This window comes from Escherichia sp. E4742 (assembly GCF_005843885.1).
Classification (GTDB): Bacteria; Pseudomonadota; Gammaproteobacteria; order Enterobacterales; family Enterobacteriaceae; genus Escherichia.
Genome location: NZ_CP040443.1, coordinates 2,886,624 through 2,907,501 on the forward strand (window position 1 = coordinate 2,886,624; position 20,878 = coordinate 2,907,501).

Consider the following 20,878-nt stretch of genomic DNA (forward strand, 5'->3'; position numbering starts at 1 on the left):
GACCGTGATAAACTTTGCCGGAACAAGTTACGACAATCCAAGAAAGAAAAACGCGTTCACGCCTGAAGAAAATGACATTCTCAAATTGCCTGATGCACAATAATGTTGAGCAGGTTTGCATGGGATCAATTTATTGAATTCTCAACGTTTTTTCTTGCGCGGAATGCATCCACGCCTCTCCGGCGTGAACAATGGACACTTTGTAGACAATCTGAGATGTGCTCATGTATGAGTTTTTCAGCAACTTCAGAGATTTACATCGAGCGATTTCTATCTGGTTATTCACCGCGATAAATACACCCAGCCGTGCAAGTTTCTTTTACCATTACCGCGCTAAGAATTGGCAATTGCGGCTTGATTTGGTCCCATATCCATTTGGCCAGCACTTCGCTGGTTGGATTTTCAAGTCCGGGAATATCGTTGAGATAATAGTGATCAAGGCGTTCTAGCGTCGGTTTAAAAATGGCTTTCAACTGCGCAAAATCAATAATCCACCCGGTCTGTTCATCCACTTCACCGGTAACCTCAAGTCTTACAACGAAAGAGTGTCCGTGTAAACGACCACATTTATGTCCATCTGGCACGTGCGGCAGGCAGTGTGCTGCTTCAAAAGTAAAATCTTTGTACAACGTCGTTTTCATAATGGCCTCATTTTTTTGTTATACTGTAACCAAAGGAAGCAATATTTCAACGTTTTTGCCAATATAATGTAAGGGCTGATGGAGTATCCTGGGATTCATTGACGGGTATGAGCTTTGTATAACAATCAGTAACCATGATTTTGACTAAGTCACCTTCACGTGCTGCCACCACTGAAATCAGAATCCCAAAGCTCATCTTTCACGCCAAAACCGCAAAATAGCGTCAACAAATTTGTCTACAATCATCCCCCGACTGAAATGACGACTTCGTAGCGCCGTCGTCCAGTTCTCCGGCGATCGGTACGCTGAACCGTAATATCCCTTTCTCAAATTATTTGGATTTTCATCAGGCGCGTTTGTCAGTTCTCTTTTAAAGTGATATGGCGGGCGCAGGATGTATCTGCGCAAACCGCGCCAGTTATTTTATTCCGGGATGAACAACATCTTTATTTTCAGGCAATGGAAACCCTGAAAAGTTAGTTTTGCACAGTAACTTTATTATCTCTCACTGAGAGCAACACTGAATCTGCCACCGCTTTACCACCCGCAGTTTCACCGCCAATAATCAATAAACTATTATTCCAGGGCAATGATACTCCGTAGGCTCGACCTTGCGACAGTTCGCCATATTTCTCCCATTTCCCGTTATGCCAAAGATGAATATCAGCGCTATACGATTTTTTCAGGCCTTCATGCGCATAGTTCTTACCGTTCTGGTAATTTTCCCGTGAACCTTTGAATCCGGCTCCTCCGGCAAATATAAGAGAGTCATTGCTTATCCCCGCAAAACCGCCAGCGACGCCATCTGGTGATGAGACGGGAGGAAGCTTATTCCATTTTACGTTATTGCCGGTAAGATCAAGTTCAAATACGGCATCTGTCCGCAGTCCAGGCTTTGCTTCACCATTAATAAGCCAGGTTTTATCACCTTTATTCACAACCGCCGCACCAGCCGTCCCGTACCAGGGTGATTCGCCAGCGTAACTCCATTGCTGTGTAGAGGGATCAAAAGACAACAAAAACTTATTGAAGAAATAATCCTCTGCTTTTTTGTCAAAATAGTGGGCGTTGATTTTATCTATAGCTGCTGAATCTTTTCCAGCCTCGTTGAGATCTTCAAAATAGCCATTGAAGATATTTTGGTTAACACCGCCAGTAACATAAGCCTTGCCGTTGTGCACAAAAGTCACATGACCCGCCATGCCCATCGGCGCGTGTGACATCAATTTAATCCAGGTATTAGTTGCTGGGCTATATTTGTACACATCGTTGAACACCTTGGTTAAACCATGTTGGTTTTTGCCAATACCGCCAAATACATACAAATCACCATTAATAAATACGGACGTTGCTTGATCTCTCGCGCCACCGGGGAATTCAGCCAGAGCTGTCCATTTTTTATCTTTGGCCTGTGTGTCCAGCTTGTACCATGCCGTTCCTGCACTACCTAAACCAATGTAGACAGTATCGTTATCAATTGCTCCGGTACCACTTTTAAATGGCACAGGAGTTTCCGGTAATACAGACGCGTTCGCGGCAAATGATGCCATCATGATAGCAAGCGCCGTTATTGTTCTCTTCATTGTGAATTACTCCCGCTCGCTGGAATTCAAATGTTGCACCATGTGCCTATATACCTTTTATACCAAAACTAAATAGCAATCTTTGCAACAACATCAGTTTTGTTGTGTCGGTCACAACTTATGCAATGGGGGAGCAGGTTAATCCATTGTTATGTTGGACGACACGTTATGTAAATTGGTCAACCATTATTGCGATGAATGTCACATCCCCCGCTCACTAACTGCCGATCTTCCTTTGTTGTCATTTGCGTCAACCGGCAGGAGAGTAGATTTCTTGTGATGTGGTTAACCAATTTTAGATTTCAGGTTGACATGTATTACCAAAAGGTAGAACTTATACGCCATCTCATCCGATGCAACGCCACGGCTGCGGTCTGGTCGTTCATTCGGATACCTAAACAACTCCGGGGTTCCGCGTCTCTTCGCTGTTGAACCCACTACGTGAAAGAGGAATAAACATGGAACAGACCTGGCGCTGGTACGGCCCTAACGATCCGGTTTCTTTAGCTGACGTCCGTCAGGCGGGCGCAACTGGCGTGGTTACCGCGCTGCACCATATCCCGAACGGCGAAGTATGGTCCGTTGAAGAGATCCTCAAACGCAAGGCGATCGTTGAAGACGCAGGCCTGGTGTGGTCTGTCGTAGAAAGCGTGCCAATTCACGAAGATATCAAAACCCACACTGGCAACTATGAGCAGTGGATCGCTAACTATCAGCAGACCCTGCGCAACCTGGCGCAGTGCGGTATCCGTACCGTGTGCTACAACTTCATGCCGGTGCTCGACTGGACCCGTACTGACCTCGAATACGTGCTGCCAGACGGCTCCAAAGCTCTGCGCTTCGACCAGATCGAATTTGCTGCATTCGAAATGCACATCCTGAAGCGTCCAGGCGCGGAAGCGGATTACACCGAAGAAGAAATTGCTCAGGCAGCAGTTCGCTTCGCCACCATGAGCGACGAAGACAAAGCGCGTCTGACCCGTAACATCATCGCCGGTCTGCCGGGCGCGGAAGAAGGCTACACCCTCGACCAGTTCCGTAAGCACCTGGAGCTGTACAAAGATATCGACAAAGCGAAACTGCGCGAAAACTTTGCCGTCTTCCTGAAAGCGATCATTCCAGTTGCCGAAGAAGTTGGCGTGCGTATGGCTGTTCACCCGGACGATCCGCCGCGCCCGATCCTCGGCCTGCCGCGTATCGTTTCCACCATTGAAGATATGCAGTGGATGGTTGATACCGTAAACAGCATGGCGAACGGTTTCACCATGTGCACCGGTTCGTACGGCGTGCGTGCTGACAACGATCTGGTTGATATGATCAAGCAGTTCGGTCCGCGTATTTACTTCACCCATCTGCGCTCCACCATGCGTGAAGATAACCCGAAAACCTTCCACGAAGCGGCGCACCTGAACGGTGACGTTGATATGTACGAAGTGGTGAAAGCGATTGTTGAAGAAGAGCACCGTCGTAAAGCGGAAGGCAAAGAAGACCTGATCCCGATGCGTCCGGACCACGGTCATCAGATGCTGGACGACCTGAAGAAGAAAACCAACCCAGGTTACTCCGCAATTGGTCGTCTGAAAGGCCTGGCCGAAGTTCGCGGTGTCGAACTGGCGATCCAGCGCGCTTTCTTTAGCCGTTAATATCTACCGGCATGGCTGCGCGCCGTGCCGGTTCCTTCTTCCTTGCCGTCACTCTCTGAAGACGGATTCTGGAGTTTACGATGACTACTATTGTTGACAGCAATCTGCCGGTTGCCCGCCCGTCATGGGATCATTCTCGTCTGGAATCACGCATTGTGCATCTCGGTTGCGGGGCGTTTCACCGCGCGCACCAGGCGCTGTATACCCATCACCTGCTGGAAAGCACCGATAGCGACTGGGGTATCTGCGAAGTTAACCTGATGCCAGGCAACGACCGCGTGCTGATCGAAAACCTGAAAAAACAGCAGCTGCTGTACACCGTGGCGGAAAAAGGCGCGGAAAGCACCGAGTTGAAAATTATCGGTTCGATGAAAGAAGCCCTGCATCCGGAAATCGACGGTTGCGAAGGTATTCTCAACGCGATGGTGCGTCCGCAGACGGCGATTGTCTCCCTGACGGTCACGGAAAAAGGCTACTGCGCTGATGCGGCAAGCGGTCAGCTGGATCTCAATAACCCGCTGATCAAGCACGATCTGGAAAACCCGACTGCGCCGAAGTCCGCAATTGGTTACATCGTAGAAGCCCTGCGCCTGCGTCGTGAAAAAGGGCTGAAAGCGTTTACGGTGATGTCCTGCGACAACGTACGTGAAAACGGTCATGTGGCGAAGGTTGCTGTTCTGGGGCTAGCTCAGGCACGTGATCCGCAGCTGGCGGCATGGATTGAAGAGAACGTCACCTTCCCGTGCACCATGGTTGACCGTATCGTTCCGGCTGCTACCCCAGAAACGTTGCAGGAAATTGCTGACCAGTTGGGCGTTTATGACCCGTGCGCCATTGCCTGCGAACCATTCCGTCAGTGGGTAATTGAAGATAACTTCGTTAATGGTCGTCCGGACTGGGATAAAGTCGGCGCGCAGTTTGTTGCGGATGTTGTACCGTTCGAAATGATGAAACTGCGTATGCTTAACGGCAGCCACTCTTTCCTGGCATACCTCGGTTACCTCGGCGGCTATGAAACCATTGCCGACACCATGACTAATCCGGATTATCGCAAAGCGGCCTTTGCCCTGATGATGCAGGAACAAGCGCCAACGCTGTCGATGCCGGAAGGGACTGATCTGAACGCCTATGCGACGCTGTTGATCGAGCGTTTCAGCAACCCGTCTCTGCGTCACCGTACCTGGCAGATTGCAATGGACGGCAGCCAGAAGTTACCACAGCGTTTGCTGGACCCGGTGCGTTTGCACCTGCAAAACGGCGGTAGCTGGCGTCACCTGGCGCTTGGCGTAGCGGGCTGGATGCGTTACACCCAGGGCGTGGATGAGCAGGGTAATGCCATTGACGTGGTAGACCCGATGCTGGCCGAGTTCCAGAAGATCAATGCGCAGTATCAGGGCGCAGACCGCGTGAAAGCGTTGCTGGGCCTGAGCGGTATCTTTGCCGATGATCTGCCGCAAAATGCAGACTTTGTTGGCGCGGTGACTGCGGCATATCAGCAGCTGTGCGAGCGCGGCGCGCGTGAGTGTGTGGCTGCACTGTAACTGACTGATTACCCTACAGACTTACTGGTCAATCAAAATCATATTTGGTTGACCAGTTTTCGTTTTTTGCCCACCTGTACGTGCCAACTTCCAGTGCTAATGGTATAGTTTGAAATTAACGGTCAACGTAAAATTGCCCGGTAAGCAAGCCTGTCGGGCCTACGGATCAATCGCAATTTATTGAATATGCACTCTTTGTAGGCCGAATAAGGCGTTCACGCCGCATCCGGCAATAATTTGATTAATCGCATCTAACGGACACAACATCATGAAATCTGCCACCTCTGCGCAAAGGCCTTACCAGGAAGTTGGGGCGATGATCCGCGATCTGATCCTTAAGACGCCGTACAATCCTGGCGAACGGCTACCGCCGGAGCGTGAAATCGCAGAAATGCTGGATGTCACCCGCACGGTGGTGCGTGAGGCACTGATCATGCTGGAGATCAAAGGGCTGGTAGAAGTACGACGTGGTGCCGGTATTTATGTTCTCGACAGTTTACCCAGCCATAATGCAGAGAGCGCAGAGGCCAACGTCTGCAATGACGCCGGTCCTTTTGAACTGTTACAGGCGCGCCAGTTGCTGGAAAGTAACATCGCCGAGTTTGCCGCTTTGCAGGCTACCCGCGAAGATATCGTCAAAATGCGTCAGGCATTGCAACTGGAAGAGCGTGAACTGGCCTCCAGTGCGCCAGGCAGTAGCGAAAGCGGCGACATGCAGTTCCATCTCGCCATTGCCGAAGCGACGCATAACAGCATGCTGGTGGAACTGTTCCGTCAGTCCTGGGAGTGGCGGGAAAATAATCCAATGTGGATCCAGTTACATAGCCATCTCGATGACAGCTTGTATCGCAAAGAGTGGTTAGACGATCACAAACAAATCCTGGCTGCGTTAATCAAAAAAGATGCCCGCGCGGCAAAACTGGCGATGTGGCAGCATCTGGAGAATGTGAAGCAGCGCTTGCTGGAGTTCTCTAATGTTGATGACATCTATTTCGATGGTTATCTGTTTGATTCGTGGCCATTAGATAAAGTGGACGCCTGATCCCTCATTTCTGGTGCAAAGTTGAACCGCTTTGCACTATGTATGTTCCCTGAATAATTAATTATGTTCTGCAGAATATATTATGCGTAATTTAATCATTACGTACGATATATTGTTTTGGAATAATTATATATCAGTTTAACGCTGAGAAATTATTCGGAATAATCAGAATATGTTAACGTATTTCCGTTATGTTTAATGACTTTTGTCAAATGATATCTTTTTAAATAAAAAGTCAGTGGATATTCTTTTCTGTACAGTGTTTTATCTTTGGCGGATCTTATAAATCCCTTATGAAAGTGCCAGGGACGCAATGAGCATAAAGGAATGATTATGGAATATGAGCATCAACCCAGTGGTGTCCAGCAGCCAGGGCAGGATACAGATGCCACTAAATGTCAGGAGAGCGCAAAATGATGCGCCAATCAGTTCAGACGGTATTACCTGAAAATACAGGGAACAATACGTTATCACTGCGTGATTCCGTATGCCGGGATCTCTTTCAACTTTTTAGTTCTCCCCATTCACCGCTACCAATATTACTTGTTTCAGGCATGCCTGAGTGGCAAGGGTATAATCAGAGCGACAAGCTTCTCCAGAGTTGGTATTGCCGCCAGTTACGTTCCGCGCTTTTATTTCATGAACCACGTATTGCGGCATTGCAGGTCAACCTGAAAGCAGTCTATTGCCACGAGTTGGTCATTAGTCTGGAGATGATGCTGTACCACGATGATGAGCCGCTAACGTTTGATCTGGTCTGGCAGAAGGGGAGCTGGCACAGTTCAATACCGGGAATTTCAGCCAGGTTCAATCTTTAGCTCACGCCAGAAACGCTCTGCAACGGGATTTATCCGGTATGCGGGATAACTAATTCGTTGCGATTCAGGACAATGAGCTCTCCGCTGTGAATTGGCGTACACCGGCAGCCAGATAATTCACAGCTGTAGAAGGCAACTTGCTTGAATAATTGGCCCGGGAAGAGCCAAAAAAGTGCTGAAACGTAACTCGCAGTGGCATGTCAGGGGGCGGTTAATCAATCGCCCCATACAGGAGTTGTAGCGGTGTCCTCTGGCGATCAACTCAACGCCAGTCGCCTGTTCAAGCGTTCGGAACTGCTTATGCAGTTTCAAACGTTCCTTTCACACACGCTTTGCCGTCTTTGACCATCAGTTTGCCGCGAGCGTATACCTGTTCGATACGCAACTGTGGTGTCATCACTAACAGATCCGCGTCATTGCCCGGCAGAATTTCGCCTTTCCCGGTCAGGTTAAGGAAACCAGCGACGCTGCTGGTGAGTGGACGCAGGGCATCGCTAAGGCTGAAGCTATAGTCTTTGACCAACACTTGCACGGTTTCCAGCAACGTCTCAAAACCCGCAACACCGATATGCGTTAAATTCCCTTCATCGTCAAAGAACGGCTGACTGCCGTTGCCGTCGGAGCTAAGGGTAACGCGGGCCAGCGGAATACCCGCCTGAACGGCGCGGGCAATACCTTCGGCAGGGGCGACCGGTTCGTCAATGCTGCTGGTGATATCGATGGTGCCGCCTTTGCGCGCGAACTCCAGCGCCTGCTCAAACAACGGAACGTTGCGGTTAACGTGGGTCGGCAGCAACTTGCTGATGGGGACGTCGCAGTTCTCAAGAAGGTCATAGATGGGCTGTAACGCCTTTTTGCTGTCGCCCATGTGGAACACGGTGACGCCAGGTTTACCGCCGAGCAAACCTCCAACGCGGGATTCTGCCGCCATATTGGCCAGATGATAAACATCCGGCGCGGCCGAGCGGTGATCAGAGATGGCACATTTCACGCCAATCACGCGATCGATAATCGCCACGTCTTTTTCCACTGAGCCTGTAATGGTACGGGAAGGCACATGATAAGCTCCGGTCAGCATCCAGGCGCTGATGCCTTCTTCATTGAGCGCACGAGTCTTGGCGAGTAAGGATTCCGGGTGGCGAGAGATAGAGTCTGTGCCGAGCAGACCAACCACTGACGTGACGCCTGCTTCCGTCAGGCGGCTTAACGCCACTTCCGGCGTGCGTGTCGTGGGGCCGGCTTCGCCGCCGCCGCCAATCAAATGGACGTGTTGATCAATAAAGCCTGGGCAGAGGATCTGCCCGCTGAGATCGACAACCGTGCAGTCCGGTACGATGTCAGAAGGGATGTTGCTGGCAACGGCGATAATCTTGCCGTTAGCGACGAGAACATCGCAAACTCCCCGATCTTCCGGCGCATACAAATGCGCTCCCTGCAGCAGGATAAAACCGGCTGCGGAATAATCAATCATGTAAACTCCTTGTTAAACAATAATCTGCATAACCCAGATCGACAGCAATGCGTTAATAGCGCAGAACGTAATGATATGCGGGTAATATTTAGCATTCACTTCGGCTGTCTCCAGGCTGTGACCGACATTTTGCACCGGGTTGGCCATTAAATACATCGCGGGAAGTAATACCGTGACATCATGGTCGATTAACGCGCCAGCTACAGCATCCCCTTGTTGTGCCATAACAATCCCCATTGTGTATGCTTGTGGCGACTACCTGGAAAATTCCTGGAGCTGAAAAACCTTATCAGCCATGTGGGTATGGGGAAATGCAAGTATGTTTCTGGCTATGCGTTTTTTGCATAGTGGAAAAATTACGCTGTGCGGAGAACTTTCCTGTAAAGATTGAGTTGCAGAAAATTCATAAACACGGTGACAATAACGGCTGGTGAGTAAAGGCGGCGAATACAAGGACGAATGCAAAATGGCAAAATACAACGACAAAGAGCTGGCAGAGACGAGCAAGTTTTTAAGTTTTGTCCTCCGACATAAACCGGAGGCGATTGGCATCGTGCTGGACCGTGAAGGATGGGCGGATATCGATAAGCTCATACTCTGTGCACAAAAAGCGGGCAAGCGGTTAACCCGCGCATTACTGGATACTGTGGTCGCCACCAGCGATAAGAAGCGCTTTAGTTATTCCAGTGATGGTACGTGTATTCGCGCCGTTCAGGGGCATTCGACTTCGCAGGTCGCCATTGCCTTCATCGAAAAAACACCGCCACAATTTCTCTACCACGGTACGGCAAGCCGTTTCCTTGAGGCGATAAAAAAACAGGGGCTGATTGCAGGGGAGCGTCATCATGTGCATCTCTCTGCTGATGAAGCAACGGCCCGCAAAGTCGGGGCAAGACACGGTTCGCCGGTTATCTTAACCGTCAAAGCACAGGAAATGGCGAAACGAGGGATCCCTTTCTGGCAAGCGGAAAACGGGGTCTGGCTGACATCAACGGTTGCGGTTGAGTTTCTTGAGTGGTAAGGGAAACAGCCCTTATGAAGCGACCACTTGTAGCTTAAATAATTGCACTGTGCTGATAAGCGCAGCAATAAACAACGCCGCCGCGCCGCAGAGAGTGGCGCTGGCAAGCGCCGATGTTCCATTGCCGAGCATACTGGTCAGCGCCGGGCCGAGGATTTGCCCAATGCCGTAAATGAGCGTCACAAAGCCTAAAAGATTGAGATTTCCCGGTACGCTCAGTTGGCGGGCGATAGTCATCACCAGAGATGTCGTACCCATAAAGGTACCGCCAAAACCGATACTACTGATGATAAGCAACAGAGGCGAGTCGCTGGCGAGAGTAAGCAGCACACAGATAGCCTGCACCAGTAAATTCGCCGTCAGGCAGGGTAATGCTCCCCAACGTTTTGCTGCCCATAGCCAGCCAAAGCAACCAGGCACAATTGATAAGCCGACTAACGTCCAGAGATGGGCGGTTAACAATGGTGAGCCTGCATCTTTCGCCATGAGCGGCAGGTAAGTCGCGACGATGATATAACCAAATCCCGCCAGGCCGTACAGAATAGCCAGTAACCACCAGCTCATTATCTGTTGCTCCGTTTTTGCCAATGGCGTTGGCGCGATGGCGTGTTTTTTCGAGGGCATTAAAAGCGTAAGTGCAATCAGCATCATGCCAGAAAGCGCCCCGGCGCCTTGCCATAACGTTTGCGAGGAGAGGGCAAAATGCAGGCCTGCCAGAACATATTCATTGCCCAGCGCGATGCCAATGCCAACGCCAGAAAACAAAGCTGCCAGCACAAAAGGATGGCGCGTGTGCTGCATAATCAGCGTCGAACCAAAAATCAGCATTCCGGCGCTGGCGACACCCGCCAGGAAGCGAATCAATAACACCAGAAAAAACGACGGCAACCATGCCATTGCGAGGATCAACAATCCGCTCGCAAGGGCAGAAGCCAACAGAAATGGGCGCAGGCGCGACGGCTGGTGAAATGCGCCAAACGAAAATAGCAGACTGCCAGCCAGATACCCCGCATAGTTGCCGCTGGCAATCCACGAGAGCTGGCTAAATGAAAACGCCCCTTCCGCCATCATGACGGGCAACATAGGTGTATAAAGGAAGCGACCTAATCCCATACCTAAGGTCAGAACCAGCATCCCGAAAAGCGCGGTGCTGAAAGAAAAGCGTTCTACGGGATGCGAGGACGGGGGCATGTTTAACCTTGTTTGTATTTTTTGTATTTAACAAGTTAATAACAAAAAGGTGAAACATGCCAGCCTGTTAATGTGATGATTTAGGGGTAAAGCGATAAAAATGATTTGGTTCGCTAACGATATAAATATTACCAGAGGCATCCATCGCAACCCCTTCGGCCTGTTTGATGTTATGCGACAAACCTCGACTGCCTTTGGTTAGTGACATTTCACCGATAACCTCGCCAGCCAGCGTTACTTCCTGGAGTGCGCGTGATTCATGAGACAGCACCAGAAGCGTATTTTTTTGTTGGTTAAATTCTGCGCCGGACACATCATCTAAAGTAAATTGCCGTTGTAGTGCCTTGTCTTTGCTGATGTGCAATTCATTGCTACTTAATAGCCCGTTAACTTTGTAGACCTCAATCGGGTTTTTCTCTTTAAAAAACCAGAAAGTGTGATCCTGGCGAGAGTAGGCCAACCCTTCAAAACCGCAATTGGTTGGGGATTCCTGCAGCGGGATTTTTATTTTTTTGAGGATTTTTACTTCCGAGTTTGGGGTCAGTGAAATCACATAAATGGCATAATCGCGCTCATCGCTAATGACAAACTGATTATCGCCAATGTATTCGATCGTCTCGAGATCCTTAACAAAATCCAGAGGAATAGTGCGGATCAAATCGCCATTGGTGGTCATTTCAACAATGGCGGCAGGTTTGTTGATAGTGCTAAACAGGGTATTGCTCTGTGCCGACCAGGTCAGCGAGGAAATATTATTCGTTACGCCTGCAATTTCTTTGCCATCAATGGTGGCGTGGTAATTCTGAAATGATGCTGCATGATTGCTTTTACGGGCGCAAGATTGCACGAAGAAAGTACACACTGCCACAATGGCAAAAAGAATCACAATAACGGAGATGCGTTTACTTAACGAAATACTTTTTGTCACGGTAATCCCTTTAAGGCAAATCAATAAGATATCGAGAAGTATACGTAGCGATCTTAATGAATCCTTAACGCGGAGAAACCCCGTAATGTGCAATGCAGCGCCAGCCACCATCCTGCTGGCAATAAACTGATTCCGTATGACCGGGGATTACCCATTGTGTTTCTTCGCCAGGAAGACAGGTCAGCCAGATGCATAACCCACAGCCGCCGCGTAACTCTCGGGGAATATCGGCGACGCGAAAAGTCATCCCTGCTGCCTGTAACGCCTTACGAGTTTGTACAACGCCGACGGTTGAGTGAAATAAAAACAGATACTCTTTCATGTGCGTTTTCTCTGCCGCTGACCAATCACCGCCGCGCCAATTGCGCCAGCGAATTGCGCATCAGGGTGAGTTTGTACCGGCATTCCCAGATGGTTTTCCAGCATGTGGGTAAACCTCTGACAGTGACTCACGCCGCCAGTGAACAAAATCGGCGCTTCACAAGAGAGGCGGCCAATGAAATTGGCGCTGCGCCGCGCCATAGCGTTAATCACTCCGGCGAGAATCGATTCCGCTGGTACGCCCGCAGAACGCAGACTGATCACTTCCGATTCGGCAAACACAGTACACATACTGCTGATGGCGTGCGGTGGTACATTTTCTGTGATGCTGTCGAGTTCCTCGACGCTGGCGCCCAATGTGCGGGAAATGACCTCCAGAAAACGCCCGGTGCCTGCCGCGCATTTGTCATTCATCAGGAAGTCGCACAGGTTACCGTCGGCATCAAGCTGAATGACTTTGCTGTCCTGACCGCCGATGTCGATCACCGCGCGCGTTGCTGGCGCAAGAAAGCGTGCGCCCAGCCCGTGGCAGGAGATTTCCGTCACCTGTTTATCGGCAAAATCCACCAGTTGCCGCCCGTAACCGGTGAGCGTCAGAAACGGCACTGTCTCTAACCCTTCACGCAGAGTTTCCCAGGCTTCAGTAATTGCCGTTGCCGGACGAAATGGCGTAGGAACAAGGAAACGGCGCGTAATCATACCGTCTGCCAGTAAGATCCCTTTGGTGGCGGTAGAACCAGAATCAATGCCAATCGAATATGTCACCACCGCTCCTTACAACATCTCAATAAAGGCTGCGACGCGGGTACTGAGTTGCCCGATATCCGATGTGGAGTAGTCTGTTTCTATGGCGATGTAAGGAACGTTATGCTGCTGACGAACGTGGCGTTTAATCGCCAGCGATTCCACCGCGTAGGTATGGCATGCCTGTAAAATGACATCGACCACGCCATCGACCTGATACTCCTTCACCATCTGACTGAGCATTTTCAGGCGTTGATCGTTTGGCGAAACACAGGAACAGCCAATTGCCAGATATTTATCCGCCAGCGCGTCATACACATCGCCCGTTTCCGCCACGCATTGCTCGGTCGCTTTCGCGCCGGTGCAGTTTTCATAACCAACCACCCAGCCACCATTTTCTTCAATCGCGCGCACGACTTTCTCTGCCGCACCACCAATCGGGCAACCGGTAATTAAAATTCGTGGCCGCGGGTCCAGTCTCTGGCCCTCTTCCCATTGCTGATGAACGCGGGCAGTCATCGCATCCAGTTCATTGATCAACGCCTCTTTATCGAACCGGAAAGTTGCGCCATAAACCACTTTCAGAATGTCGCCGCCACTGAGTGCCGGAGGATTTAACTGCCCCAGATGATAAAAATTGGCCAGTGCGCGGCGTTCACGGTTTTTCAGTGCAATGGCATCGCGCAACGCGTCTTCGGTGATCTCGTGCCCAAAACGTTCTTCCACCGCTTTTTGTAAGCGCAGCATCTCGGCTTTCCATAACGCACGCGAGGCATCGTCTTGCACGCTGTTTGGTAATTGCATGACATGAACGGGCTTAAACTCCGCCATGTATTCGTACATTTTCTTTTTGCCGTCGCAGGTGGTTTCTCCGACCACCAAATCAGAAAAGTAGAAGTAGGGGCATTTGTCGGTTTTACCGAAGCCGTAGCTGCTTTTGATCAGCGGGCAAAGATTGCGTGGCAGATCTTTCTCCGCTTCTTCAATGGTTTCATCGGAAGTGGAACAGAGCGAGACAACAACTGCACCGGCAGCCATCGGGATCTCTTGCGGCATAAACGTACAATAGGTGCCAACCAGCGGAATGCCGCGCTCTTTGAGATCCATAACGGTGAGAAAGCCTTTCTGGCGAGCTTCGGAGAACTGATCGAAAATGGCGGGTAGATCGGTGACAAGTGACATGATTTTCCTTCCCCGTAACACGGGAGATAATGAAAAGAGGCCACATTATTACCATGTTTTAAGTGTGGTTTATTTGATCTCTCTCGCGGTTAGCCATTTAGCTTTTATCATCGATTTCTAAAAGTTGCCGAGGGGTAACAAGGTCGGAATTTGCGATAAAAGATACAATATCAGCCCAATACAACCGCCGACCAGCGTGCCGTTAACGCGGATAAACTGGAGATCTTTGCCGATATTTAACTCGATTTGCCGGGACATATCCCGCGCATCCCAACTTTTTACCGTATCGCTAATGTGGCGAGTCAGGAATGCCGAAAACTCTGGCGCGACGCGGTGCGCGGCCTGTTCCAGATGACCATTTAACGAGGCGCGCAGGGCATCATCGGCAATTAACGTCTCGCCAAACCACTGTCCCGCTCGCGCGATGCGTTCCTTCACGTGAGAATCTTCGCTGTTGATATCCGCTTTCAACCACTCCCGCAAATCTCCCCACAATTCACCAAGATAGCGGTTAAACGCTTCATCTTCTTTCAGATAACTTTTCACGGCATCGGCCCGCGCCGCCATTTCCGGATCGTTTTTCAGTTTCTCGATCAGCGCGAAGGTAGCGCGATCAAACGCATGGCGGATCTGATGCGCGCGATCGCGGCTGATGTCATCAAGCAAAGAATTAACGGCGTCAGAAACCAGCTCCGCACTATGTTCACCCAGCCATTCAGTCGGCAAAATTTTCGCTTTCAGCGGATGTTCGCTCTCCAGCCAGCGAACAATTTGCTGGGCAATAAACTTGCGCGATTTGTCGCGCTGAAGCAGGGCGATCAGTTGTGCGATCAACGTATCCAGCAGTACCTGATGACGATCGTTTTTGGTCATGCTCTCCAGCATCAGTGCACTGGTGCCGGAAAGATCCACTTTGTCGATCGCCTTATGCACCGCGCGCTTAAGTAGGCGCTGAATACGCGCATCATCGGTCAGTTCGAGAAAACCACTCATGATCTGCAACAGATGCTGCCCAACGCGACGGGCGTTTTCCGGCTGACTAAACCAGTTGCCAATTAACAACGCCGGTTCATGACGTCGGATTAGCGCTACCAGCGACTGAGTATCGAGAAATTTTTCCTGCACGAACTGGCCGAGATTTTCGCCAATCCGGTCTTTATTACGCGGAATAATCGCCGTATGACGAGAAATAATCGGTATCGGCACGCGGCGAAACAGTGCCACCACCGCAAACCAGTCCGCCAGTGCGCCGACCATCGCCGCTTCGGCAATCGCCTTCACGCCGCTCACCCAAAAATTGGGCGGCAAAAAAAGCGTAACGATAAAAGTCGCGGCAGCAACGAGCAGTAAAGAGAGCGCCAGCATTTTGGCGCGTCGGAGTTCAATGATTTTATTCATATCGTAAGAATAGAGCCTGACGGCAGGTTCACGCAAAAATCGAGATACCTTCCAGAAAAATGTATCGCTTGCAGGAGAACAAAAATAGCCTGGAAAGCGCCTCGGGGAATGGGAAATTGCCGGGTGAGAATGGTTTTGTTAGTCGCTAAAGTCGGGGCATCTTATCAACAGGTGACGGATCGCCATGACAAACTTCACGACCAGCACGCCGCATGACGCATTATTTAAATCCTTTCTCACGCACCCTGACACCGCGCGGGATTTTATGGAGATCCACTTACCTAAAGATTTACGTGAACTGTGCGATCTCGACACCTTAAAACTGGAATCAGCCAGCTTTGTCGATGAAAAACTGCGGGCGCTGCACTCCGATATTTTATGGTCGGTAAAGGCCCGCGAAGGCGATGGTTATATCTATGTAGTGATTGAACATCAGAGCCGCGAGGATATTCATATGGCCTTTCGCCTGATGCGATATTCCATGGCGGTGATGCAGCGTCATATAGAGCATGATAAACGCCGACCGCTACCGCTGGTCATCCCGATGCTGTTTTATCACGGCAGTCGTAGTCCTTACCCCTGGTCTTTGTGCTGGCTGGATGAATTTGCCGACCCGACTACCGCTCGGAAACTTTATACCGCCGCGTTCCCGCTGGTGGATGTCACTGTTGTGCCAGACGACGAGATTGTGCAGCATCGCAGAGTCGCTTTGCTGGAGTTGATCCAAAAGCATATTCGCCAGCGCGATCTGATGGGGCTTATCGATCAACTGGTAGTATTACTGGTTACAGAGTGTGCTAATGACAGCCAGATAACTGCGCTGTTAAATTACATTTTACTGACGGGCGATGAAGCGCGTTTTAAGAAGTTTATCAGCGAACTTACCCGTCGAATGCCACAACAAAGGGAGCGAATAATGACGATTGCAGAGCGAATTCATAATGATGGATGGCTGTTGGGGAGGGAGAAAGGGAAAGAAGAAGGGGAACAGCGCCTCCTCCGATTGTTGTTGCAGAATGGGGCAGATCCTGAATGGATACAACGATATACTGGACTTTCAGCAGAGCAAATGCAGGCATTAGAGCAGCCCTTGCCTGAAAGCAAGCGCGATCCATGGATCGAATACTAATCAGAGGCTAATGACAAACGCAAAGCTGCCTGATGCGCTACGCTTATCAGACCTACATTATCTCTGCAATCTATTGAATTTGCGCGGTTTGTAGGCCGGATAAGGCGTTCACGCCGCATCCGGCATGAACAAAGCACACTTTGCCTAAGCCATGCCGGAACGTGGCGATGTCGCTATAAAGATAAAACGAGTTACAGGCGATTCGTGAGAGGAAATCAGGTGCTTCGCCACTATTTCGAATTCATTCCATTGCCCGATACACTGCCTCGCCAATTTGCTTCAGTGCTTCGCGATAGGTTTCGCTGAGCGGCAAAGCGCAGTTGATGCGCAGACAGTTTCGGTATTTGCCGGACGCTGAGAAAATCGAACCCGCCGCCACCTGGATTTTCATGCGGCACAGCTGCCGCGCGACGCAGACCATATCGACCTGTTCAGGCAATTCTATCCACAGTAAAAATCCGCCTTTCGGGCGCGTAATACAGATTTCGCAGGGAAAATATTCCCGTATCCAGCAGGTATAAAGCGCCATATTGCGCTGATAGTTCTGCCGCATCCGCCGGATATGACGATGATAGTGACCTTCCTGCACAAACGTTGCCGCCGCCATTTGCGTGGACGGTACATTAAAGCTGCTGGTGGCGTATTTCATATGCAGCAGTTTATCGTGATAACGCCCCGGCGCGACCCAACCCACGCGCAGGCCAGGGGCAATGCTTTTACTGAACGAACTGCATAGCAGTACCCGACCATCGCTATCCCAGGAATGAATGGTCCGCGGGCGCGGATATTCCGTTGCCAGTTCGCCGTAGACATCATCTTCAAAAATCACAATATCATGGCGTTGAGCGAGAGAGAGAACGGCTCGTTTGCGGACGTCCGGCATAATAAATCCCAGCGGATTATTGCAGTTTGGCACCAGAATGATGCCTTTAATCGGCCACTGTTCCAGCGCCAGTTCCAGTGCTTCAACGCTGATGCCTGTTTCTGGATCGGTTGGGATTTCAATCACTTTCACGCCCATGCCGCGCAGCATCTGCATCGAACCGTAATAACAGGGGGATTCGACCGCGACAATATCGCCCGGTTTACACACCGCCATTAACGCCAGCGACATCGAGTTATGGCAGCCGCTGGTGATAATGATGTCATCGGCGGTGACTACCGAGCCGCTGTCGAGCATCAGGCGGGCAATCTGCTCGCGCAATACCCGCTGGCCGGCTAACAAGTCATAACCGAGAACGGTTTGCAGATTATGCTGCACCACCCGGCTTAGCTCCCGCCAGAGCGGTTTCAGGCTGGGCGTTTCGACATCCGGCGTGCTTTTGCTTAACGGAACAATGGAACTGTCGCTATGCGCTACCAGCATATCCAGTACCTGGTCCCACTGGGTAATTTCCACCGGGCGCTGCACCGGACGCGTCATCGGCGGTACTGGCGGCTGGGCTTTACGTTGTGCGACAAAATAACCCGAACGCGGCTGCGGAGTGATGAGCTTCATCGTCTCCAGCGTCTGATACGCCTGCTGCACGGTGCTGATGCTGACGCCGTGCTCCTGGCTTAAGCTGCGCACCGACGGCAATTTCTCCCCGTGACGATACAGCCCTTGCTCAATTCGTTCGGCAAGCAGAGTCGCCAGATGTTGGTAACGCGTCATGCTGTATTCCTTATTTGGATCATACAGAGAGAGAAACCGGTACAGATGCTGGCAAAAAACCGGATGCAGATGCTGTTTTAACCTGTCTGTATGTTAAATAAAAGTAATATTTGCATCTGTATTGTGAACTGCCAGAAGGCGGATGATGAAGCCTCTGAAAGATGAGGAGGCAGCAGATGGAATTTCACGAAAACAAAGCCAAAGCGCCGTTTATCGGCTTCGTGCAACTCTGGCAGGCGGTGCGAAGCTGGTGGCTGAAAAAGCAGACCCGGCGCGTGTTACAGCAGATGAGTGATGAGCGGTTGAGGGATATTGGGTTACGCAGGGAGGATGTGGAGTGAGGGGACAGTTCGTCGCGGATAAACAGGATTTCTCTATAACCTCCACAAGGAAGTGTTTATTATTGTGAAATCATCGCTTCACGGAAAGACGTCAGAATGAAAGCAACAGAAGCCCGTTTACTCGATTTTTTAAAACGTTCGCAGCAGTTTGTTATTCCCATTTATCAACGCACCTATTCATGGACAGAGCAACAATGTCGGCAACTTTGGGACGACATCATTCGTGCCGGAAAGCGTGACGATATATCAGCGCATTTTATCGGTTCGGTTGTTTATATAGAGCAGGGGTTGTATCAGGTTTCCGGTATTTCTCCGTTGCTGGTCATTGATGGTCAACAGCGGCTGACGACCGCAATGTTGCTGATTGAGGCTTTATCGCGCCATCTTGGCGAAGAAGAAGTTTTTGATGGCTTTTCGGCAATGAAATTGCGTAATTATTATTTACTCAATCCTTATGAGTCCGGTGAGAAAGGATTTAAATTACTGCTGACCGAGACCGATAAAGACAGTTTGCTGGCGTTAATAAAACAAAGACCAATGCCAGAAAACTATTCCCATCGAATAATGGAAAACTTTACTTTCTTTGATGAGCAAATTGCCAAACTCGGTGATGATTTGATCCCCTTATGTCGTGGGTTAGCAAAGTTATTAATTGTCGATGTGGCGCTTAATCGTGGTCAGGATAATCCGCAACTGATTTTTGAAAGTATGAACTCCACCGGTAAGGCGTTAAGTCAGGCCGACCTGGTGCGCAATTTTATACTGATGGGCCTCGAACCAGAGCATCAAACACGGTTGTATGAAGATCACTGGCGACCCATGGAAGTCGCTTTTGGTCAGCAAGGTTACAGCGAATATTTTGACAGTTTTATGCGTCATTATCTGACGGTAAAAACGTGGGAGATCCCTCGGACAGATGAAGTCTATGAGGCATTTAAACTACATGCCCGCAGCCAGAGTGTTGCTGAAAAAGGTGTAGATCGGCTGGTTGAAGATATACACATCTACGCGGAGTATTACTGTGCAATGGCATTGGGTAAGGAAAGTGACAAATCGCTTGCTACGGCTTTTCAGGATTTGCGCGAGTTAAAGGTCGACGTTGCGTATCCTTTCTTACTGGCGCTTTATCATGACTATAAAAATGGCGTTTTGTCTCACGAAGATTTCCTGCGCATAATTCGTTTAATTGAATCTTATGTTTTCCGTCGTGCAGTGTGTGCAATTCCGACGAATTCTTTGAACAAGACGTTTGCCACTTTTTATAAAGTCATTAATAAAGAAAATTATCTGGAAAGCATTCAGGTGCATTTTATGAACCTGCCTTCATATCGTCGTTTTCCCAACGATGATGAATTTAAACGGGAATTGAAAGTTCGCGATCTCTATAACTTCCGCAGTCGCAGCTACTGGTTACGAAGACTGGAAAACGATAAGCGCAGAGAGCGCGTGGAAGAGTTTACGATTGAGCACATTATGCCGCAGAACGAAAATCTGTCGGCTAAATGGCGTGAAGAGCTGGGAAGCGACTGGCAGCGTGTGCATAAAGAACTGTTACATACGTTGGGGAATCTCACTTTAACGCGCTATAACTCCCGCTACAGTGACAGACCTTTCGCGGAAAAACGCGATGTTGAAGACGGCTTTAAGCATAGCCCGCTCTATTTGAATATCGGTCTTGGACAGTGCGAAAAATGGGATGAAGCCGCCATTCGCGCCCGTGCCGATCGTCTGGCCAATCTCGCGGTTCAGGTCTGGCAAGCGCCTTCTCTTCCTGAAGAGGTTTTAGCTGTTTATCGGGGGCAGCCGGAGAACAAAACCAGTTACAGCCTGAGTGATTATCCTTTTCTTGCTGATGGTTCGCATAGCCGGGTGTTATTCGATCATCTTCGCGATGAAGTTATGCGCCTGGACGCAGGGATCACGCAGGAAGTATTGAAGCTCTATATTGCGTTTAAAGCTGAAACGAATTTTGTTGATGTTGTGCCGCAAAAAAGCCGACTGCGATTGTCGCTTAATATGCAGTTTCATGAACTGGTCGATCCGAAAGGTATTGCCAAAGATGTGACAAATGTTGGGCGCTGGGGCAATGGCGATGTAGAAATTGGTTTCAGCGACCTCGCACAACTTCCTTACATTATGGGATTAATTCGTCAGGCATTTGAAAAACAAATGGAGAGCGCGTTGGTCTAACGCGGCGAATAATACCCGGTAGCACTGGCGCTACCGGGTC

At 50.0% G+C, this 20,878-nt stretch carries 18 protein-coding genes and 3 pseudogenes; 10 read left to right on the plus strand and 11 right to left on the minus strand.

Annotation, left to right across the window (positions count from 1 at the left end; genetic code table 11):
• Nucleotides 1-278 precede the first annotated feature (278 nt).
• Nucleotides 279-641 (minus strand): 6-carboxytetrahydropterin synthase QueD, encoded by a 363-nt coding sequence (queD, locus tag FEM44_RS14100; protein ID WP_135523697.1) that lies wholly within the window; start codon nucleotides 639-641, stop codon nucleotides 279-281.
• A gap of 190 nt (nucleotides 642-831) precedes the next feature.
• Between queD and FEM44_RS26030 the strand changes: the two are divergent.
• A pseudogene (locus FEM44_RS26030) lies at nucleotides 832-903 on the plus strand (hypothetical protein); the annotation flags it as partial.
• Nucleotides 904-1,117: 214 nt separating this feature from the next.
• Here the strand turns inward: FEM44_RS26030 and FEM44_RS14110 are convergent.
• A complete protein-coding gene (locus FEM44_RS14110) occupies nucleotides 1,118-2,224 on the minus strand; it encodes an N-acetylneuraminate epimerase (RefSeq protein WP_135523698.1) in 1,107 nt (368 codons plus the stop codon).
• A gap of 458 nt (nucleotides 2,225-2,682) precedes the next feature.
• Here FEM44_RS14110 and uxuA point away from each other — a divergent pair, with 458 nt between their 5' ends.
• The 4 genes from uxuA (at nucleotide 2,683) to iraD (ending at nucleotide 7,268) form a co-directional block, all read left to right on the plus strand.
• Nucleotides 2,683-3,867, plus strand: coding sequence for a mannonate dehydratase (gene uxuA, locus FEM44_RS14115; protein WP_000438591.1), 1,185 nt, complete (start codon nucleotides 2,683-2,685; stop codon nucleotides 3,865-3,867).
• A gap of 80 nt (nucleotides 3,868-3,947) precedes the next feature.
• Nucleotides 3,948-5,408, plus strand: coding sequence for a fructuronate reductase (locus tag FEM44_RS14120; RefSeq protein WP_032330836.1), 1,461 nt, complete (start codon nucleotides 3,948-3,950; stop codon nucleotides 5,406-5,408).
• 268 nt (nucleotides 5,409-5,676) lie between these two features.
• Nucleotides 5,677-6,450: a Uxu operon transcriptional regulator gene (gene uxuR, locus FEM44_RS14125; RefSeq protein ID WP_130216613.1), complete on the plus strand. Its 774-nt coding sequence runs from the start codon at nucleotides 5,677-5,679 to the stop codon at nucleotides 6,448-6,450.
• Between the two features lie 413 nt (nucleotides 6,451-6,863).
• A complete protein-coding gene (iraD, locus tag FEM44_RS14130) occupies nucleotides 6,864-7,268 on the plus strand; it encodes an anti-adapter protein IraD (RefSeq protein ID WP_135523699.1) in 405 nt (134 codons plus the stop codon).
• 298 nt (nucleotides 7,269-7,566) lie between these two features.
• On the opposite strand, the gene iadA is transcribed toward iraD, so the two are convergent.
• A complete protein-coding gene (gene iadA / locus FEM44_RS14135; protein ID WP_135523700.1) occupies nucleotides 7,567-8,739 on the minus strand; it encodes a beta-aspartyl-peptidase in 1,173 nt (390 codons plus the stop codon).
• 12 nt (nucleotides 8,740-8,751) lie between these two features.
• Nucleotides 8,752-8,946 (minus strand): annotated as a pseudogene (locus tag FEM44_RS14140) (hypothetical protein); the annotation flags it as partial.
• A 259-nt stretch (nucleotides 8,947-9,205) separates the two neighbouring features.
• Between FEM44_RS14140 and kptA the strand changes: the two are divergent.
• Nucleotides 9,206-9,760, plus strand: a complete 555-nt coding sequence (gene kptA / locus FEM44_RS14145) for an RNA 2'-phosphotransferase (RefSeq protein WP_135489945.1) — start codon at nucleotides 9,206-9,208, stop codon at nucleotides 9,758-9,760.
• A 12-nt stretch (nucleotides 9,761-9,772) separates the two neighbouring features.
• Here the strand turns inward: kptA and FEM44_RS14150 are convergent, their stop codons facing one another.
• From FEM44_RS14150 to FEM44_RS14175, 6 genes are all read right to left on the minus strand, one after another.
• Nucleotides 9,773-10,951: an MFS transporter gene (locus tag FEM44_RS14150; RefSeq protein ID WP_135523702.1), complete on the minus strand. Its 1,179-nt coding sequence runs from the start codon at nucleotides 10,949-10,951 to the stop codon at nucleotides 9,773-9,775.
• Between the two features lie 67 nt (nucleotides 10,952-11,018).
• On the minus strand, nucleotides 11,019-11,879 hold the full coding sequence (locus tag FEM44_RS14155) for an SdiA-regulated domain-containing protein (RefSeq protein WP_130221722.1): 861 nt from the start codon (nucleotides 11,877-11,879) through the stop codon (nucleotides 11,019-11,021).
• A gap of 64 nt (nucleotides 11,880-11,943) precedes the next feature.
• Nucleotides 11,944-12,201 carry a DUF3343 domain-containing protein gene (locus FEM44_RS14160; RefSeq protein ID WP_130221721.1) on the minus strand — a complete coding sequence of 86 codons (258 nt, stop codon included), beginning with the start codon at nucleotides 12,199-12,201 and terminating at the stop codon, nucleotides 11,944-11,946.
• Nucleotides 12,198-12,965, minus strand: a complete 768-nt coding sequence (yjiL, locus tag FEM44_RS14165; RefSeq protein ID WP_135523703.1) for a putative 2-hydroxyacyl-CoA dehydratase activator YjiL — start codon at nucleotides 12,963-12,965, stop codon at nucleotides 12,198-12,200. Before yjiL ends, FEM44_RS14160 begins: the two co-directional genes overlap by 4 nt.
• Nucleotides 12,966-12,974: 9 nt before the next feature.
• Entirely contained in the window at nucleotides 12,975-14,126 is a 1,152-nt protein-coding gene (locus FEM44_RS14170; RefSeq protein ID WP_135523704.1) for a double-cubane-cluster-containing anaerobic reductase, read from the minus strand.
• A 117-nt stretch (nucleotides 14,127-14,243) separates the two neighbouring features.
• Complete coding sequence (locus FEM44_RS14175) at nucleotides 14,244-15,524, minus strand: DUF445 domain-containing protein (RefSeq protein WP_135523705.1); 1,281 nt, start codon at nucleotides 15,522-15,524, stop codon at nucleotides 14,244-14,246.
• Between the two features lie 184 nt (nucleotides 15,525-15,708).
• Here FEM44_RS14175 and FEM44_RS14180 point away from each other — a divergent pair, with 184 nt between their 5' ends.
• Nucleotides 15,709-16,653 carry an Rpn family recombination-promoting nuclease/putative transposase gene (locus FEM44_RS14180; protein ID WP_135523706.1) on the plus strand — a complete coding sequence of 315 codons (945 nt, stop codon included), beginning with the start codon at nucleotides 15,709-15,711 and terminating at the stop codon, nucleotides 16,651-16,653.
• 241 nt (nucleotides 16,654-16,894) lie between these two features.
• Here FEM44_RS14180 and FEM44_RS14185 read toward each other — a convergent pair whose 3' ends face one another.
• Nucleotides 16,895-18,307, minus strand: a complete 1,413-nt coding sequence (locus FEM44_RS14185; protein ID WP_135523707.1) for an aminotransferase-like domain-containing protein — start codon at nucleotides 18,305-18,307, stop codon at nucleotides 16,895-16,897.
• A 176-nt stretch (nucleotides 18,308-18,483) separates the two neighbouring features.
• Here FEM44_RS14185 and FEM44_RS14190 point away from each other — a divergent pair, with 176 nt between their 5' ends.
• The 3 genes and pseudogenes from FEM44_RS14190 (at nucleotide 18,484) to FEM44_RS25590 (ending at nucleotide 20,838) form a co-directional block, all read left to right on the plus strand.
• Nucleotides 18,484-18,648, plus strand: coding sequence for a DUF1127 domain-containing protein (locus tag FEM44_RS14190; protein WP_063815159.1), 165 nt, complete (start codon nucleotides 18,484-18,486; stop codon nucleotides 18,646-18,648).
• A 96-nt stretch (nucleotides 18,649-18,744) separates the two neighbouring features.
• Nucleotides 18,745-19,398, plus strand: a pseudogene (locus FEM44_RS25585) (DUF262 domain-containing protein); the annotation flags it as partial.
• A 276-nt stretch (nucleotides 19,399-19,674) separates the two neighbouring features.
• Nucleotides 19,675-20,838: a GmrSD restriction endonuclease domain-containing protein gene (locus FEM44_RS25590; RefSeq protein WP_135523708.1), complete on the plus strand. Its 1,164-nt coding sequence runs from the start codon at nucleotides 19,675-19,677 to the stop codon at nucleotides 20,836-20,838.
• Nucleotides 20,839-20,878 lie beyond the last annotated feature (40 nt).

Excerpts from the sequence above, each read along its gene's own strand:
- queD (WP_135523697.1), bottom strand. The coding sequence starts at position 641 with ATGAAAACGACGTTGTACAAAGATTTTACTTTTGAAGCAGCACACTGC.
- FEM44_RS14110 (WP_135523698.1), bottom strand. The coding sequence starts at position 2,224 with ATGAAGAGAACAATAACGGCGCTTGCTATCATGATGGCATCATTTGCC.
- uxuA (WP_000438591.1), top strand. The coding sequence starts at position 2,683 with ATGGAACAGACCTGGCGCTGGTACGGCCCTAACGATCCGGTTTCTTTA.
- FEM44_RS14120 (WP_032330836.1), top strand. The coding sequence starts at position 3,948 with ATGACTACTATTGTTGACAGCAATCTGCCGGTTGCCCGCCCGTCATGG.
- uxuR (WP_130216613.1), top strand. The coding sequence starts at position 5,677 with ATGAAATCTGCCACCTCTGCGCAAAGGCCTTACCAGGAAGTTGGGGCG.
- iraD (WP_135523699.1), top strand. The coding sequence starts at position 6,864 with ATGATGCGCCAATCAGTTCAGACGGTATTACCTGAAAATACAGGGAAC.
- iadA (WP_135523700.1), bottom strand. The coding sequence starts at position 8,739 with ATGATTGATTATTCCGCAGCCGGTTTTATCCTGCTGCAGGGAGCGCAT.
- kptA (WP_135489945.1), top strand. The coding sequence starts at position 9,206 with ATGGCAAAATACAACGACAAAGAGCTGGCAGAGACGAGCAAGTTTTTA.
- FEM44_RS14150 (WP_135523702.1), bottom strand. The coding sequence starts at position 10,951 with ATGCCCCCGTCCTCGCATCCCGTAGAACGCTTTTCTTTCAGCACCGCG.
- FEM44_RS14160 (WP_130221721.1), bottom strand. The coding sequence starts at position 12,201 with ATGAAAGAGTATCTGTTTTTATTTCACTCAACCGTCGGCGTTGTACAA.
- FEM44_RS14170 (WP_135523704.1), bottom strand. The coding sequence starts at position 14,126 with ATGTCACTTGTCACCGATCTACCCGCCATTTTCGATCAGTTCTCCGAA.
- FEM44_RS14175 (WP_135523705.1), bottom strand. The coding sequence starts at position 15,524 with ATGAATAAAATCATTGAACTCCGACGCGCCAAAATGCTGGCGCTCTCT.
- FEM44_RS14180 (WP_135523706.1), top strand. The coding sequence starts at position 15,709 with ATGACAAACTTCACGACCAGCACGCCGCATGACGCATTATTTAAATCC.
- FEM44_RS14185 (WP_135523707.1), bottom strand. The coding sequence starts at position 18,307 with ATGACGCGTTACCAACATCTGGCGACTCTGCTTGCCGAACGAATTGAG.
- FEM44_RS14190 (WP_063815159.1), top strand. The coding sequence starts at position 18,484 with ATGGAATTTCACGAAAACAAAGCCAAAGCGCCGTTTATCGGCTTCGTG.
- FEM44_RS25590 (WP_135523708.1), top strand. The coding sequence starts at position 19,675 with ATGGCATTGGGTAAGGAAAGTGACAAATCGCTTGCTACGGCTTTTCAG.